Annotated in this window: 16 protein-coding genes and 1 pseudogene; 6 read left to right on the top strand and 11 right to left on the bottom strand. The window is 72.6% G+C overall.

The window, feature by feature from the left end; translation table 11 throughout:
- Positions 1–56: 56 nt before the first annotated feature.
- Both ACH35V_RS21985 and ACH35V_RS21980 read right to left on the bottom strand, forming a co-directional pair.
- Positions 57–1,019 (bottom strand): quinone oxidoreductase family protein, encoded by a 963-nt coding sequence (locus ACH35V_RS21985; RefSeq protein WP_395974777.1) that lies wholly within the window; start codon positions 1,017–1,019, stop codon positions 57–59.
- 98 nt (positions 1,020–1,117) lie between these two features.
- A complete protein-coding gene (locus tag ACH35V_RS21980; protein ID WP_395974776.1) occupies positions 1,118–1,894 on the bottom strand; it encodes a TetR family transcriptional regulator in 777 nt (258 codons plus the stop codon).
- Between the two features lie 322 nt (positions 1,895–2,216).
- On the opposite strand from ACH35V_RS21980, the gene ACH35V_RS21975 reads away from it, so the two are divergent.
- The 3 genes from ACH35V_RS21975 to ACH35V_RS21965 all read left to right on the top strand — a co-directional run bounded on the left by ACH35V_RS21975 (position 2,217) and on the right by ACH35V_RS21965 (position 6,221).
- Complete coding sequence (locus tag ACH35V_RS21975) at positions 2,217–2,486, top strand: hypothetical protein (RefSeq protein WP_395974775.1); 270 nt, start codon at positions 2,217–2,219, stop codon at positions 2,484–2,486.
- A gap of 125 nt (positions 2,487–2,611) precedes the next feature.
- Entirely contained in the window at positions 2,612–2,887 is a 276-nt protein-coding gene (locus tag ACH35V_RS21970; protein WP_395974774.1) for a DUF6504 family protein, read from the top strand.
- A gap of 1 nt (position 2,888) precedes the next feature.
- On the top strand, positions 2,889–6,221 hold the full coding sequence (locus tag ACH35V_RS21965; RefSeq protein ID WP_395974772.1) for a DNA polymerase III subunit alpha: 3,333 nt from the start codon (positions 2,889–2,891) through the stop codon (positions 6,219–6,221).
- Between the two features lie 7 nt (positions 6,222–6,228).
- On the opposite strand, the gene ACH35V_RS21960 is transcribed toward ACH35V_RS21965, so the two are convergent.
- The 4 genes from ACH35V_RS21960 to ACH35V_RS21945 form a co-directional block, all read right to left on the bottom strand.
- Positions 6,229–6,933 (bottom strand): DUF4328 domain-containing protein, encoded by a 705-nt coding sequence (locus ACH35V_RS21960; RefSeq protein WP_395974771.1) that lies wholly within the window; start codon positions 6,931–6,933, stop codon positions 6,229–6,231.
- A gap of 120 nt (positions 6,934–7,053) precedes the next feature.
- Positions 7,054–7,314 (bottom strand): hypothetical protein, encoded by a 261-nt coding sequence (locus tag ACH35V_RS21955; protein ID WP_395974770.1) that lies wholly within the window; start codon positions 7,312–7,314, stop codon positions 7,054–7,056.
- Positions 7,315–7,477: 163 nt separating this feature from the next.
- On the bottom strand, positions 7,478–8,125 hold the full coding sequence (locus tag ACH35V_RS21950; protein ID WP_395974769.1) for a response regulator: 648 nt from the start codon (positions 8,123–8,125) through the stop codon (positions 7,478–7,480).
- 18 nt (positions 8,126–8,143) lie between these two features.
- Positions 8,144–9,328: a sensor histidine kinase gene (locus ACH35V_RS21945; RefSeq protein ID WP_395974768.1), complete on the bottom strand. Its 1,185-nt coding sequence runs from the start codon at positions 9,326–9,328 to the stop codon at positions 8,144–8,146.
- Between the two features lie 462 nt (positions 9,329–9,790).
- Here ACH35V_RS21945 and ACH35V_RS21940 point away from each other — a divergent pair, with 462 nt between their 5' ends.
- Positions 9,791–10,006, top strand: a complete 216-nt coding sequence (locus tag ACH35V_RS21940) for a hypothetical protein (protein ID WP_395974767.1) — start codon at positions 9,791–9,793, stop codon at positions 10,004–10,006.
- A 137-nt stretch (positions 10,007–10,143) separates the two neighbouring features.
- Positions 10,144–10,941 (top strand): methyltransferase domain-containing protein, encoded by a 798-nt coding sequence (locus ACH35V_RS21935; protein ID WP_395974766.1) that lies wholly within the window; start codon positions 10,144–10,146, stop codon positions 10,939–10,941.
- 16 nt (positions 10,942–10,957) lie between these two features.
- On the opposite strand, the gene ACH35V_RS21930 is transcribed toward ACH35V_RS21935, so the two are convergent.
- From ACH35V_RS21930 to ACH35V_RS21915, 4 genes are all read right to left on the bottom strand, one after another.
- Positions 10,958–12,628 carry an acetolactate synthase large subunit gene (locus ACH35V_RS21930; RefSeq protein ID WP_395974765.1) on the bottom strand — a complete coding sequence of 557 codons (1,671 nt, stop codon included), beginning with the start codon at positions 12,626–12,628 and terminating at the stop codon, positions 10,958–10,960.
- A gap of 107 nt (positions 12,629–12,735) precedes the next feature.
- The gene (locus tag ACH35V_RS21925; RefSeq protein WP_395974764.1) at positions 12,736–13,755 is read right to left on the bottom strand and encodes an LLM class F420-dependent oxidoreductase; all 1,020 of its coding nucleotides are present in this window, start codon (positions 13,753–13,755) and stop codon (positions 12,736–12,738) included.
- Positions 13,756–13,882: 127 nt separating this feature from the next.
- Positions 13,883–14,083: a DUF397 domain-containing protein gene (locus tag ACH35V_RS21920; protein ID WP_395974762.1), complete on the bottom strand. Its 201-nt coding sequence runs from the start codon at positions 14,081–14,083 to the stop codon at positions 13,883–13,885.
- A complete protein-coding gene (locus tag ACH35V_RS21915) occupies positions 14,080–14,925 on the bottom strand; it encodes a helix-turn-helix domain-containing protein (RefSeq protein WP_395974761.1) in 846 nt (281 codons plus the stop codon). Before ACH35V_RS21915 ends, ACH35V_RS21920 begins: the two co-directional genes overlap by 4 nt.
- A gap of 195 nt (positions 14,926–15,120) precedes the next feature.
- Between ACH35V_RS21915 and ACH35V_RS21910 the strand changes: the two genes are divergently transcribed.
- Positions 15,121–15,789, top strand: a complete 669-nt coding sequence (locus ACH35V_RS21910) for an ATP-binding protein (RefSeq protein ID WP_395974760.1) — start codon at positions 15,121–15,123, stop codon at positions 15,787–15,789.
- On the opposite strand, the pseudogene ACH35V_RS21905 reads toward ACH35V_RS21910, so the two are convergent.
- Positions 15,786–15,909: pseudogene (locus ACH35V_RS21905) on the bottom strand (IS5/IS1182 family transposase); the annotation flags it as partial. The gene ACH35V_RS21910 and the pseudogene ACH35V_RS21905 sit on opposite strands and share 4 nt — an antisense overlap.

The raw sequence follows: 15,909 nt of genomic DNA, 5'->3' as shown, positions 1-15,909 counted from the left end.
GAAGATCGTATATTCCCGGCCCAGCCTAAGGGAGCCGCCGTGCCCGGAATGGACGATCAAGGGATCAGCAGGAGCTTGCCCGTCGTCCGCCGCGCCTCCAGATCGGCGTGCGCGGCACTGGCCTCAGCAAGATCGTAGCGGTGCCCGACCCGGATCCGGACGGCGCCCGACTCCACCCAGCCGAGGACGTCGCCGGCCCGCTCCAGCAGCTCCTCGCGGGTCACGACGTGGTGGGCGAGCATCGGACGGGTGAGGAACAGCGAACCGGCCGGGTTCAGGCGCTGCGGGTCGAACGGCGGCACCTTCCCGCCCGCCGCCCCGTACAGCGCCATGACGCCGCGCAGCCGCAGGCTCGCCAGGCTCCCGTCGAACGTCGGCGCGCCGACGCCGTCGTACACGGCCGCGACGCCCTCCCCGCCGGTCAGCTCCCGGACCCGGTCGGCGAAGCCGTCGTACCCCATCGTGACGTCCGCGCCCGCCTCCTTCGCGAGCTTCTCCTTCTCCGGCGTGGACGCCGTCCCGATCACCCTGGCGCCGAGCGCCTTGGCCGCCTGGGTGAGCAGCAGCCCCATCCCTCCGGCGGCGGCGTGCACGAGGACGGTGTCGCCCTCCCTGATCGGGTACGTCGACCGCGTCAGGTAGTGCGCGGTCATGCCCTGCAGCATCGCGGCCGCCGCGTCCTCCAGGCCGACCCCGTCCGGGACGGGGACGAGCCTGTCCGCCGCGACCAGGGCCTTCGCTGCGTAGCCGCCCTTCACGTCGCTGGACGCGACGCGGTCGCCCACCGAGAACTCCCGGACGCCGTCGCCGACCGCCGCGACCGTCCCGGCCGCCTCGATGCCCGGCGTGTACGGGAGGTCCTGCGCGTACGCGCCCGTCCGGTAGTACACGTCGATGAAGTTGACGCCCGCCGCCGCCACGTCGATCAGCACCTCGCCGGGCCCCGGCTCCGGATCGGGGCGCTCCGCCGGCGCCAGGACCTCGGGGCCGCCGTTCTCGGTGATCACGATCGCGCGCATGCCGTGCTCTCCTGCCTCTCGGGTCGGGGATCCCCGGTCGGACGGGGATTGATCTCGGCAACCGGGCCTTCCCGCGGGCTATTCCACCGCCGGGAGGCTCAAACCCAGTCGCGCATCGTCCGGCCGACGAGCGCGACGGCCTCCTCCACGCGAGCCGCGACGGTCGCGGGCTCCCAGATGTCCAGCCGGGCGCAGTCCTCGAACGCGACCTTGGTCGCCGCCATGAAGAACGCGACGACGATCCTGGGCCGCAGGTCCTCGACGGGGTCCACGTCCTCGCGCCGCGCGATCTCGGCGGCCAGCGCCTCCGTCGCCGCCCCGTACCGCGCCATCTGCGCCGCCATCAGCGACGGCGTCGCCTCGATCACCTGCCGGACGCGGCGGAACCGGGCGCTGTCGGCCGGGTCGCCGTCCGCGATCGTCCGCAGCACGACGCGCAGCGACTCGTACAGCGCGGCGAACGGCCGCTCCCCGGGCGGGCGCGCGGCGAGGGCGTCGGCGAGGAGCTGGTCGTGCTCGCCGAGGAAGCTCGTGACGACGTCCTCCTTGGTGGCGAAGTAGCGGAAGAACGTCCGCTGCGACACCTCCACGGCCGCGACGATCTCGTCGATCGTCGTCGCCTCGTACCCCTGGGACACGAACAGCTCTAACGCCGCGTCGACGAGCGCGACGCGGGTCCGCTGCTTCTTGCGCTCGCGGAGCCCCGCCAGAGCGGGCGGGGGCGCGGGGGCCTCCGAGTCGGCGGGGGGCGACTCCGAGTTCGCGGGGCCGGGGTCTGCGGGGCCGGGGTCTGCGGGGCCGGGGTCTGCGGGGCCGGGGTCTGCGGGGCCGGGGTCTGTGGGGCCTGACGGGTCGCCGGCGGGGACGGCGCTCATCGGCTCGCTCCTTCTATGCGCTTACGCGGGCGGGTGGACGCCCGTCCTTTCAGAGGCTTCTATCACGGACGGGTACTCCGCACGGGCGACGGGGTTCCAACGTCCGGAACGGGCCTCGCGCGATTGGCGCATGCCGCCCCGGCGCGTCGCGGCGCTCCCTCCAGACCATCCCCGGCCGATCGGGAATCAGGCGTCCCACTCTCCGGAAATCCCCTGCGCAGCCCGCGGATTCGGGTCATGCTGAGGGCCGGTCACCAATTGTCGCCGGACGGTCGCCGAAGGTCATCGTCCGGCGCCTCGGACCAGGCTGAGGCAGGCTGATGTGTCAGTAGTCGGTGGGCGGGAGATCGCCGAGGTGCGCAGGCGCCACCTCGCGGCGCTAGCGCACGAGGTCGAGGCCCGGGGGCTCTCCTGGAGGCTCGCCGGTCCCGAGGAGTCCCTGCTGAGCGTGTCCGGCGCGCGGACGCGGCGCCAGATCATGGTCGTCGCGACCCCGTGCGGCGACGGCTGGTACTACCTGTGGCCAGGCGGCGGCATGGCCGAGGTCACCGAGGCCGCGACGGTCGCCGACCGCCTCGCCCGGCTCTGCTGACGGAATCCGGCTGAGGTCCTCCTCACCTTGCTCCCGCGCGGGCGGCTTCCCTAGACTCGGACGCGAACGTTTGTTCGAATTCCCGCATGCACTTCCCCCGTGCGGTGAGCGCGAGGGGGAGGCAGATGACACGCGTGTTCGGCGACCCGGTGGACGTCTGGGTGAGCGATGGACGTCCTGTCCGGTTCGTCTGGCGTGGCCGGCTCTACACCGTGCGGCGGGTGCTGGAGCACTGGGTCACGACCCGTGACTGGTGGCGGGAGCAGCATCCCGACGGCGAGGCCACCGGAGAGCGGGAGTTCTGGCGGGTCGAGGCGACCCCGGACAAGGAGATCGGCGTCTACGAGCTGCGTCTGGACGTCGCCGCCGACAGCTGGCTGCTTTCCCGGGTATGGGACTGACGTGCACATTCACGTCGCCTCGTGCTATTCGCTGCGGTACGGCGTCGCGCCGCCCGCGGCGCTGGCCGAGCGCGCGGCGGGCCTCGGCATGGAGACGCTCGCGCTGACCGACCGCGACGGGCTGTACGGCGCCGTCCGTCACGTCCGGTCATGTGCGGACGCGGGGATCGGGGCCGTCGTCGGCGCCGATCTCAGGGTCGCGTCCACGGGCGAGGAACGGATCGTGGTGCTCGCCGAGGGCCGGGCCGGGTGGCGGTCGCTGTGCCGGCTGGTGACGGCGGCGCACGCGGCGGGGGAGCGCGGGAACCCCGTGGTCACGCGGCAGCTGGTCGGCGCGCACGCGGAGGGCCTCGTCGTCCTGCTCGGCCCGGCGTCCGACGTCGGACGCGCGATCACCGGCCGCCGCCCGGACGTGGCGGCGGCGCGGCTGGCGGAATGGCGCGCGGCGGCCGAGACCGTGGTCGAGATCGTCGACCACCATGATCGCGGCGACGGGCACCGGGCGGCCCGGATGCTCGCGCTCGCCCGCGAGGCCGGGGTGCCCGCCGTGCTGGGCAACGCAGTCCGCTATCTGGAGCCGTCCGATCATCCGGTCGCGCAGGTCCTGGACGTGACGCGCCGCCTCGTCCCGCTCGACCGGCGGCACCTGGACGACCGCACCGGGCACGCCTACCTGAAGTCCGTCCCGGAGCTGCGCCGCGTCGCGGAGCTGAGCTGCGGCCCGGACGAGGCGGACGCGCTTCTCGCCGCCACCCGGCGGCTCTCCGAACGCTGCGTCCTCGACCCGGCCCACGACCTAGGCATGGACGACGTCCACCTCCCGGTCATCGAAGGCGACCCGTACGCCCGCCTCGCCGCCCGCTGCACGGACGGCCTGGCCCGCCGCAACCTCGAAGGATCACGAAAGGCCGCCGCGCGCCTGGACGACGAGCTCGGCGTGATCGCCAGGAAGGGCCTGGCGTCCTACTTCCTCACGGTCGCGGACGCCGCCGCGCTGATCAGGTCGCGCGGCATCCGCTGCGCCATCCGCGGCTCGGGCGCGGGCAGCCTGGTCAACTACCTGCTCGGCATCGGCGACCTCGACCCGCTGCGGCACGACCTCGTCATGGAGCGGTTCCTCGCCGACAGCCGCGACGGCCTCCCCGACATCGACCTGGACGTCGAGTCCGCGCGCCGCCTGGAGGCGTACGAGGCGCTGTTCGACCGGTTCGGCGCCGAGAGCACCGCCTGCGTGTCGATGATGGAGACCTACCGGGCGCGCAGCGCGCTCCGCGACGTCGGCAACGCCATCGGCCTCCCGCCGCTGGAGATCGACGCGATCGCGAAGGCGTTCCCGCAGATCAGGGCGAGCCAGATCCGTGCGGCCCTGGACGACCTGCCCGAGCTGCGGCAGAGCAACCTGGCGAGCGGGCGCCTGGAGGTCCTGTTCCGGATCGCCGAGCGCCTGGACGGCCTGCCCCGCCACATCGCCATGCACCCGTGCGGCGTCCTGCTGTCGAACCCGTCCCTGCGCGACCGGACGCCCGTCGAGCGGGCCGCGGCCGGGTTCCCGATGAGCCAGTTCGACAAGGACGACGTCGAGGCGATGGGCCTGCTGAAGCTCGACGTCATCGGCGTCCGGATGCAGTCGGCGATGGCGCACGCGGTCGCGGAGGCCGCCCGGCTCACCGGCCGGACGATCGCGCTGGAGGACGTCCCGCGCGACGACCCCGCGACGTACGAGCTGGTCCGCACGTCCCGGACGCTCGGCTGCTTCCAGATCGAGTCGCCAGGCCAGCGCGAGCTGATCGGCCGGCTCCAGCCCCGCGACCTGGACGATCTCGTCCTCGACATCTCGCTGTTCCGCCCCGGCCCGGTGAACTCCGACATGGTGACGCCGTTCCTGGACGCCCGCGCCGGGACCCGCGAGCCCGCCTACCCGCATCCCGATCTCGAACCGGTGCTGCGGGAGAGCCTCGGCGTGATCGTCTTCCACGAGCAGGTGCTCCGCGTCATCGACGTGATGACCGGCTGCGGCCTCTCCCGGGCGGAGGCCGCGCGCCGGAGCCTCAACCACGAGCGGGGCCAGGCCGTGGTGGGCGCGTGGTTCCGCAAGATGGCGCTGGCGCGCGGCTACGACGAGGCGTCCGTCGAGCGTGTTTGGCGGATGCTGACCGCGTTCGGCGCGTTCGGGTTCTGCAAGGCGCACGCCGCGTCGTTCGCGCTGCCCACCTACCAGTCGGCCTGGCTGAAGCGGCACCACACGGCCGCGTTCTACGCCGGTGTCCTCACCCACGACCCCGGTCTGTACCCCAAGCGCGTCATCCTGGACGACGCGCGGCATTTCGGCGTCCCGATCCTGCCGCTGGACGTCAACCGGTCGTCCGCCGAGTGGCATGCCGAGCCCGTCGCAGCGGGCGGCCCGGCCGGGATCCGGGTGGCGTTGAGCGAGGTCAAGGGCATCTCCGACGGCGAGGTCACCAAGATCGTGACGGCCCGGCCGTACGCGTCGCTGGGCGACTTCTGGCGGCGTGCCCGCGTGTCCCGTCCGACGACCGAGCGGCTGGTGCTGGCCGGTGGGTTCGACGCCGTCCACGACGTCCCGCGCCGCGACCTCCTCTGCCGCGTGGGCGCCCTGGAACGTGTGAACACCCGTCCCGCGCACGTCATGGAGGGGCAGATCTCCCTGGGACACGAGGACGGCACGCTGCCCGGCCTGGAGGAGGAGATCCCCGCGGGCGAGCTGCCCCTGATGACCCCCGCCGAGGTGGTCGAGGCCGAACTGGACATCCTCGGTATGGACGTCAGCCGCCACGTCATCACCTTCTACGACGGGCTGCTCGCCGGGCTCGGCGTCGTCCGCGCCGCCGACCTGCCCGGCCGCCCCGCCGGGAGCGAAGTGCTGGTCGCGGGCGTCAAGGTCGCCACGCAGACCCCGGCGGTCAGGTCCGGCCAGCGGGTGATCTTCGCCACGCTGGACGACGCGACCGGCCCCGTCGACCTCACGTTCTTCGAGTCCGTGCAGGACCGATGCGCCGCGACGATCTTCGGCTGCTGGCTCCTGGTCGCGCGCGGGCGCGTCCGCCGCGCCGGGGCCCGCGCCGTCTCGATCATCGCGGACGGCTGCTGGGACCTGAACGCCCTGCACGAGGAGTGGCGCCGCGGCGGCCCGGACGCCGCCCGCGCCGCGACGGCCGCCCCGTCCCCGCCGGCCCGTCCCGTCGGCCGCAGGATCGTCCAGCCGACCGGGTTCGCGATGTCCCCCTACTCCGACATCGGGCACGCGGGCGCGGCCGTCAAGCGTCCGCCCGCCGCCCGCCTGTGGCACAGGAGCCAGGGCAGCTCAGGGTCCTAGCGGACCCTCACGCGCCGGGGGCCTGGGCCGACGACGTCACCGACAGGCACTGGAGCCGGGTGATCTGGAAGACCGTGGCCATGCACAGGGTGGCGGCGAGCGCCTGGAACGCGGCCGCCGCGACGCCGACGTGGACGTCGAAGCGGGCGTCGGCGAGGGTGTCGACGCTGCCGTGGGTGAACGCGCGGCCGAGCAGCAGCCCGAGGAGGGCGCACACCCACCAGGCCGCGACGACGAGGCCCGCGGCCTGGCGTTCGGCCGTCCGGTACCGGCCACTGTTGACCCAGATGTCGTAGACCATCCGCGGCGGCAGCCACAGGTTGACGACGGGGCAGAGCCAGCCGAGCAGGACCCAGGCGCGGTGGTGCCGGTGCGGGCCCGGCGACTGCCGGTACGCGCGCCACAGCCAGGTCAGGTACAGCACCCCGGTGACGACGGCCATGATCGCGCTGATGGCGAACACGTCCGCGTAGGGGGCGAGGACCTTCCCGGTGGTGGCGGGGTCGTAGTTGTCGTGCGTGGCCCCGCGCAGCGGATGGGAGAGGCGGAGCAGGCTGATGCCGGAGCCGAGGGCGACGAAGGCGTTGAAGCCGAGCAGCATGAACACCGCCACGCCGACGGCGCGGAAGTCGCGGCGCCGCGCCCATGCTCCGCATGCCGGGCATCGGGTGACCTCGGCCGGGATGATGTCGCCGCACAGCGCACACGGCATGGGTTCACCTCCGACGGCCTTTGCGATTCGCTGCTTTGGATACTACGTACGTTTGACTTGCGCGTCCCGCCGCCGGTTCGGGCCGGAGGCGTGTGGATCTTCACACCCGCGTGCCGATCGTCACACTTGGAAGACGAGCCGCGCCGTGAGGTAGGTGGCGGCGGCGGTGAGGGCCGCCCAGGCGGCGAGACGTCCGAGGCCGCCGGTGCTGAGGAGCCGCTCGGGACGGAACCCGGTGACGAGCAGCAGCGCCCACCACTCGGCGGCCAGCGCGATCGTCGCGTACAACGACCCGAAGCCGATCAGCGAGCACGTCAGGACGACGCCCGGCGGCGTGATCGTGTGCGCGAAGAGGGTGGGGCCGCGGGCAGGACCGTGCACGCCGCCGCGCAGGCGGGCGAGGACGACGCACCATCCGGCCGCGCACAGCGCCCAGACGGCGACGACCGCCGTGGGCAGCCCGTTCAGCGACTCCGGTGCCAGCGCCCTGTCCTTTCCCGTCCGTCCCTCTCATGCCCACCGGTCCGTGTTCGCCGCGGCCGGGTCAGGCCATGAGGCCCGACTCCCACGCCCACGCGGCCGTCTCGACCCGGTTCCGGGTGGCGAGCTTGCGGTGGACGCTGCCGAGATGCGTCTTGACCGTGGACAGCGACACGTACAGCTCCGCCGCGATCTCGTCGTTCGTCCGGCCGCGGGCGACGAGGCGGACGACGTCCAGCTCCCGGTCGGTGAGGGGCTCGCGCGGCGGGGGCGGCGCGGCGGGCGGCTTCGCCAGGTGCTCCAGCAGCCGGACGGTGATGGACGGCGACACCAGCGACTCGCCGTTCGCCGCCGCGCGGACGGCCTCCAGCAGCAGCGCGGGCCCGCTGTCCTTCAGCAGGAACCCGACCGCGCCGCCGCGCAGCGCCCCGTACACGTACTCGTCCATGTCGAACGTCGTGACGATGACGATGCGGGGCGGGTCGGCGACGCCGGGCCCGGCGAGCACGCGGGTCGCCTCCAGGCCGTCCATCGCGGGCATCCGGATGTCGAACAGGCACACGTCGGGGCGGAGGCGGCGGGCCAGCGCGACGGCCTCGGCGCCGTCCGCGGCCTCCCCGACCACCTCCATGTCGGGCTGCGAGTCGACGATCATCCGGAACCCGGTCCGGACCATCTCCTGGTCGTCGGCGATCAGTACGCGGATGGCCACGGCGCCGATTCTGTCAGGTCATCCGTCCCCCGCGGGCAGGACGGCGACGACCTCCCAGCCGCCCTCGGGGCGCGGACCCGCGTGCAGCCGCCCGCCGAGCGCGCCGATCCGCTCGGCCAGGCCGGTCAGCCCGAACCCGCCGGACGGGAGGCGCCGCCCGCGTCCCCGCCCGTCGTCCCGGACGGCCACCTCGACCTCGCCGCCCACGCGCGCGAGCGTCACCCGGACGGACGCGGCGTCCGCGGCGTGCTTGCGGACATTGGTGAGCGCCTCCTGCACGACGCGGTGCGCGGACGCCGCCACCTCGGGCGGCAGCGTGCCGAGGCCGGGCGCGATCGTCAGCGCGGCCGGCGGGTGGGCGAACCCCTCGACGAGCTCCTGAAGCCGCGCGAGATCCCCGACCGGACGGCGGACGGCCCCGCGAGCGTCCCCGTCGGGCGCGTTGACGTGCTGCGCGTCGCGCAGCAGCCCGACCATGCGGCGCATCGAGGTGAGCGCCTCGGCGCCGGCCTTCTCGATCCCGCCGAACATGCCGTCCAGCTCCTCCGGGCCTGGCGGCGCCGCCCCGGACCGGGCCGCGAACCGCGCCGCCTGCGCCTGGACGACGATCCCCGTCACATGGTGGGCGACGAAGTCGTGCAGGTCGCGAGCCAGTTCCAGCCGCTCGTCCCGCCTCGCCGCGGCGAGGGACCGGGCGCGCCGGGCGTCCATCGCCCGCAGGTACAGCCCGGCCCCGGCGGCGATCGCCACGGTGATCCCGAGCGGCGCGGTGAACAGCACCGCCGCGATCGCCGACCAGCGCAGCGGCGTCGACAGGATCGCGACGGTGAGCAGCACGGCCATGGGGACGAGCGGACGCCGCGGCATCTTCCACGCCGTCCGGACGACGAGGATCAGCAGCGCGCCGATCTCCGCGAACAGGCTCGGCGCGCCGGGCTCGGCCCCCGGCTCCATCGCGAGGAGGAGGGTGGTGAGCGCCGACAGCGTCCCGGCGACGGCCGCCCAGGCGACGAAGCGCCGCCCGGAGATCGCGGCGGCGTTGGCCGCGGCCGCGACGAGCACCATCCACACGATGGCGGTGTCCCGGACGCCGACGGCGAGGCAGACCAGCAGGAACATCGCGGCGAACGCCGCGTAGGCGACGCGCGCCAGGCAGCCGCCCGCCGAGTGGATGCGGTCCAGCCGTGCCCCGATGTCGCTCACGCCCATGGAGCGTACGACCCGCGGCCGACCGGCGGATCGACCGTTCGGCCGATACTCCGCCGCCCGGAACCGGCCCCGCGTCCGATGCGGGGGGCGGGCCGCTCCGCGCACGCTGGAGTCATGTATCTGATCTATGTGCCGTTCGTCCTCGCGTTCGCCGCCTTCGTGATCTACGGCGGCATCGTGATGCCCGCGATGGAGATCGCCGAGTCGTTCCGCGGCCGCCGCTCCTGAGCCGCTCCCCGAGCCGGTCTCTGGGCCGGTTCCTGAGCCGGTCTCTGAGCCGGTCGAAAAGGGTTCGAGATTTGTCAGAGGTGACCCGTAGCGTTGACCTTGTGATTCGGGCGACACCTGGGAACAGATGTCGAACCGAGTGGCTTGTACAGGCGTACCAAGGGGTATGTGACTGACGGTGGTTTCCGCACAGGAGCGGCCCACCGGGCTTATGGAAGGGGTGTTGGCATGAGAGCGGCGACCGGCACGTTCCATCTCTCCCACCCGCGGCTTGACGGGCCCGCCGAGCGGACCGTCGTGCAGCCGTGGCTCACCGATCTTTCCCATGCGTCGCTGAACGCCTACGCCGAGACCCCGCCTGCGCTGGCCCCCGTCGAGGCGCTGCCCATGCGGGCCGCCCCGGCCCTGCGCCCCGCGCCCGCCCGCGTCGCCGTGGCGGCCTGACAGTCGAACGACGTCGAAGGGGACCGAGGATTCCTCGGTCCCCTTCGCTTTGCTCTGCTGTCTCAAATAGCAAGACAGAATTCTCAAAGTGTGAGAAAGAGTCGTAGGCTGAGGGCACGGCACAGAGAGGTGATCCGATGTCCCCCGAAGCGACCTACACCCACGGCCATCACGAGAGCGTCCTGAGCTCGCACACGTGGCGGACCGTCGAGAACTCGGCGGCCTACCTGGTCGGTCACCTGCGTCCCGGCGCGTCCGTCCTGGACGTCGGCTGCGGCCCCGGCACGATCACCGCCGGTCTCGCCGAACGCGTCGCCCCAGGCCGGGTCGTCGCCGCCGACTCCGCGCGGACCGTCCTGGACGAGGCGCGCAGAAACGCCGCCCTCGCCAACGCCGAATTCGCGGTCGCGGACGTCCACGCCCTGCCCTACGCCGACGACACGTTCGACGTCGTCCACGCCCACCAGGTCCTGCAGCACGTCGCGGACCCCGTCCAGGCCCTCCGCGAGATGCGCCGCGTCACCAGGCCCGGCGGCGTCGTCGCCGCCCGCGACGCCGACTTCGGCAGCATGGTCTGGCACCCGGACCCGCCCGGCATGGACGCCTGGATGCCGATCTACTACAGGGTCGCCCGCGGCAACGGCGGCGAGCCCGACGCCGGCCGCCGCCTCGTCTCCTGGGCCCGCGCCGCCGGACTCACCGAGATCACCGCCTCCGCCTCGGCCTGGTGCTACTCCACCCCCGAGGAACGCGAATGGTGGAGCGAGTCATGGGGCGGCCGCCTGCTCCGTTCGTCCGTCGCCGACCGCGCCGTAGCCGGCGGCCACGCCACCCGCGAAGAACTGCAACGCATCTACGAGGGCTGGAAGGCCTGGGCGGCCGCCGACGACGGCTGGTACTCCGTCACCCACGGCGAGATCCTTTGCCGCGCCTGACATCAGTCGGGCAGGTTCAGAATGGGTCGGTGAGTTCGCCCAGCTTGTCGGTGAGCTGCAGGTTGTGGGAGTAGTCGACCGGGACGGTGATCACGGAGACCGTGTCGTCGGCCAGGGCCTTGCGGAGGGTCGGGAGGAGTTCGCCGGCCGCCTCGACGCGGTAGCCGCGGGCGCCGAAGCTCTCCGCGTACTTCACGAAGTCGGGGTTGCCGAACTTGATGTTGGAGCTGGTGCCGAGGTCCAGGTCCATCTTCCACTCGATCAGGCCGTAGGCGGAGTCGTCCCAGATCAGGACCGTGATCGGGACGTTCTCGCGGACGGCCGTCTCCAGCTCCTGCGAGTTCATCAGGAACGCGCCGTCGCCCGTCGCGGCGAGGACCCTGCGTTCGGGGTGGGCGAGCTTCGCCGCGATCGCGCCCGGGACGGCGAAGCCCATGGACGACAGCCCGTTCGACACCAGCAGCGTGTTCGGCTCGTACGTCGGATACATGCGCGCCATCCACATCTTCACCGCGCCGGTGTCGGCGAGCACGATGTCGCTGCGGCCCATCGCCGCGCGGACGTCGGAGACGATGCGGCGGGGCGACAGCGGGTGCCCGTCCTCGGTCGCGCCCTCGGCCAGCTCCTCACGAAGCATCTGGCGGATTTGTCGGCCCGTTCCGTTGACGTCGAAGCGGCGGTGGACGGATTCGGCCAGGGCGTGGAGCGTCCGGGAGATGTCGCCCTGGATGCCGACCTCGACCGGGTAGTGGTCGTCCACCTCGGCGGGGAACTGGTGGATGTGGATGATCTTCTTGTCGGCGTTCGGGTTGATCTTGACCGGGTCGAACTCCTGCAGCTCGTAGCCGACGGCGATGAGGACGTCCGCCTCGTCGAAGCCGAAGTTGACGTAGTCGTGGCGCATGAAACCGACGGCGCCGAGCGCGTTGGGGTGGTCGTCCGGGAAGACGCCCTTGCCGTTGAACGTGGTCGCGACCGGCAGGCCGAGGTGCTCGGAGAAGTGCCGCAGCGCGTCGCCCGCGCCCGCGCGGGTCGCGCCGTGCCCGGCGAGGACGACGGGCCGGGCGGCGAGCGCGAGCACGTCGGCGGCGCGGGCGATCTGCGACGGCGAAGGCTCCTGCGTCCGGACGACGTTGACCGGCAGCGGCCCCAGCTCGGCGGAGACCTTCGCGGCCTCGACGTCCTCCGGGATCGCCAGGTAGACGGCGCCGGGACGTTCGGTCTGCGCCGTCTTGAACGCCTTGCGCACCATCTCGGGCAGCGCCTCGGCCCGCGGGGCCAGCTCCGACCACTTGGTGATCGGGCGGAACAGCGACACCAGGTCGACGATCTGGTGCGACTCCTTGTAGATGCGATCCAGGCCGACCTGCGCGGAGATCGCCACGACCGGGGTGCTGTTGGTGGTCGCGTCCGCCACGCCGAGCTGCAGGTTGATCGCGCCGGGGCCGAGCGTCGCGGACGCCACGCCCGCCTTGCCGGTGAGGCGGCCGTAGATCTCCGCCATGAACGCGGCGCCCTGCTCATGCCTGACGAGGACATAGCGAATGGACGAGTCGTTCAAGGCGTGGACGAAATGGATGTTCTCCTCGCCCGGAATTCCGAAGACGTATTCGACGCCCTCCGCCTCAAGGGCCCTGACGAGCAGCCGTGCGGCGTCCTCTTGAGCGGGGGCTTCTTGCGTGGACATCGTGTGTCCCATCTCCAGTCTGCTGATCGCTGGGTGCTGCCTCGTTCAGCATCCTGGGCCCTACCGCGATTCCGCCCGTCGATGTGCGATCGCTCTCAGAAATCCGCTCAGGAATCGGCGATGTTCTTGATCGCGCGGAGCGTCGGCTCGTCCCGCACGCCGGCGATCAGGACGGTGGTGACGGGGCTGTCGCGCCACAGCTGGAGCCGCTCCCTGATCCGTCCGATGGGGCCGAGGAGGGAGATCGCGTCGGCCAGCTCGTCGGGCACGGCGCGGATCGCCTCGTCGCGGCGTCCGTCCAGGAAGAGCTCCTGGACGCGGGCCGCCTGCTCCGCGTAGCCGAGCCGGCCGATCAGGTCGAGGTGGAAGTTGCGCTGCCGCGCGCCCATCCCGCCGATGTAGAACGCGACGGGGATCTTGGCGAACTCCAGCGCGGCCGGGAGGTCGTCGGTGACGATCGTGGCGACGGTGGCGGCGATCTCGAAGCCGTCCGGGCGGTTCGCCAGCGACGCCCCGAACACCGGCTCGATCTGCGCTGGGTCGACGAACAGCGGCAGCCAGCCCTGCGCGATCTCGGTGGACAGCGCGACGTTCTTCGGCCCCTCCGCGCCCAGGTAGACGGGGATGTCCGGCCGGACGGGATGGACGATCGACCGCAGCGGCTTGCCGAGACCGGCGCCGCCGGGCAGCGGCAGCGGGTAGTGCGGGCCCGCGCTGGTCACCGGGGCCTCGCGGCGCCAGACCTGCCGGACGATGTCGAGGTACTCGCGGGTGCGGGCGAGCGGCTTCGGGAACGGCTGCCCGTACCAGCCCTCGACGACCTGCGGGCCGGACGCGCCGAGCCCGAGGATGACCCGCCCGCCCGACAGCGCGTCCAGGGTCAGCGCGTGCATGGCGGTGGCGGCTGGGGTCCGCGCCGAGATCTGCGCGACGGCGGTGCCGAGCTTGATCCGGGACGTCCGGGCCGCGTACCAGGTCAGCGGGGTGAACGCGTCCGAGCCGTAGGCCTCCGCGGTGAACACCGAGTCGTAGCCGCAGCGCTCGGCCGCGAGGACGGTGTCGGTCTGGTCGTCGGCGTCGCGCTGCCAGTAGCCGACGTTGACGCCGAGCTTCAGTTCCGCGGTCACGGTGCACCCTCCGGTTATCGTCGCACCGCGATACTAGAACACGTTCTAGTTTCCGGGAAGGGGCCGGGAAGGGCCGGGCACGGCCGGGGGCCGCGGCGACGGCTCGCCGCGGCCCCCGGGTCCGTCGCTAGACCTCCTTGATCGCGCTCAGCATGCGCCGCCAGGCGGACGGCGTCAGCACCAGCGCCGGACCGGCGGGGTCCTTGGAGTCGCGGACCGCGCGAAGGTCGCTGGACAGGGAGGCCACCTCGACGCACTGGTCGCCGCTCCCGCTGTGGGACGACTTGCGCCAAGCGGCACCGGTGAGTTCGCGCTGCAGGTTGGTCACGGGCTGCTCCTTGCTGCCTCGGCTATGAGGTGCGCGGAATCCTCGGGGGACAGGGCGACCGCCTCGATCCGATCGAAGCGATCCCTATGTTTTGCTATTGCCTCCGCACTCTCAAGGTAAACGTCGCCCATGGTGCCCTCTACGTAGGCGATATCTGGGTCAGCGGGGTCTGGATACGACAATATGGTGAATCGTCCGTCCAGGCCCGCATGCTCCCTCGCCGTATACGGAAGTACCTGAATCGTGACGGATGGGCGGGTATCCACGGCGGTGGCGAGCGCCTCCAGCTGGTCGCGCATCACCTTCTCGCCGCCGATCGGACGGTGCAGCACCGCCTCGTCGAACACGACGTGCAGGCGCGGCGCGTCCGTCCGGTCCAGTAACGCCTGGCGGATCTTGCGGGCGGCGATGCGGCGCTCGATGTCCTCGGGACCCGGCAGCAGCCGGCCGGCGGTGATCACGGCCCGCGAGTACTGCTCGGTCTGCAGGAGCCCGTGGACGAGCTGCGGATCCCAGGTGCGGATGTGCGACGCCTCGTCCTCGAGCGCGACATAGCTGCCCGCGAAGACGTCCTGGTAGGCCGTCCACCAGCCGCGCTGACCGGCCTGCCGGGCGAGCGTGATGAGCGCGTCGCGGCCGGGGCTGGGCACTCCGTAGAGGTCGAGGATGTCGGCGATGTCCCCGGGTTTGGGGCGGGTCTGGCTGGTTTCGAGGCGGGAGACGGTGGCTCGCGACCAGTCGAGCCGATCGGCCACCTCCTGCAGGGTCAGGCCCTGCTCCTCTCGCAGCTTGCGCAGTTCCCGCGCCAGGCGGCGGCCACGGACGGTGGGGCGGTAGGTCATGGGAGTGGAGTCTTACCACTCTTGACGCGAGTCACAACGCGATTGACGAACCCGGCAGGAAGGGTAGAGCAATTCCGCGAAGGCTGTTGCGCCGGTGAGATTCTCACGACACGCTTGGGTCCGTAACCACCGGGGGACCGACAGTGACGAGCGGGCCGGCCGCGCGCCCGGGCACGAGGAACGCGGGAGGAACCCGTGAAGAGCACGACAGCCGGCCTGAGGGCCGAGACGACACCCGGTCTGACGGCCGACACGACGGCCGAGACGACTGCCGAGACGATGGCCGACGCGATGGCGGACGGCGACGGCGACCGCCGCGCCGCCGCCGGATCCATGCCCGGATGGGTCTGGGCCCTCCCGGGCGGGGCGGGATGCGCGGGCCACGCCCGCCGCGTCCTGCGCGACGCGCTCGCCTCGCTGGGCGTGCCGCGGGACGCGATCGCCGACGCCCAGCTCATGGTGAGCGAGCTGGCGACGAACGCCCACCAGCACGCCGGCGAGCACGGCCCGCACGAGCTGTGGCTGTATCTCGGCGAGAACGAGACGGGCGAGGACGCGGCGGACACGGCGGCGGAGGGCGACGGCGGCGATGACAGCGCCGACGGCGACGGCGAGGGCGCGGCGGGAGGTGACGCGGTGAGCGGCGAAGTGCGGTGCGCGGTCTTCGACGCGTTCCCCGACGCCGCGCTCCCCGGCTACTCGTGGACGTCCGGCGACTGCGGACGCGGGCTCAGCATCGTCCGGGAGCTGTCCGGCGGACGCTGGGGCATGCGGCGGACGCGATCACGGCTCGGGCCGTCCGTCCGCGGCAAGGCCGTCTGGTTCGCCGTGCCCGGCGCCACCGCGGGCCCCGGCCTCGGCTAGGGCGTGTCTGACAATTCGCGGAGCCAGAGGATGAGGCTGGCCAGCAGTAGTCCGGAGCGGTAGCGGCTGGCCAGCTTGTCGAAACGGGTGGCGATCGCGCGGAACTGCTTGAGCCGGTTG

The sequence above is a fragment of the Actinomadura sp. 1N219 genome, assembly GCF_044326405.1.
In the GTDB taxonomy this organism is placed as follows: Bacteria; Actinomycetota; Actinomycetes; order Streptosporangiales; family Streptosporangiaceae; genus Spirillospora.
The sequence above is the reverse complement of the archived record's forward strand: the minus strand, read 5'-3'. Positions and strand labels throughout refer to the sequence as shown.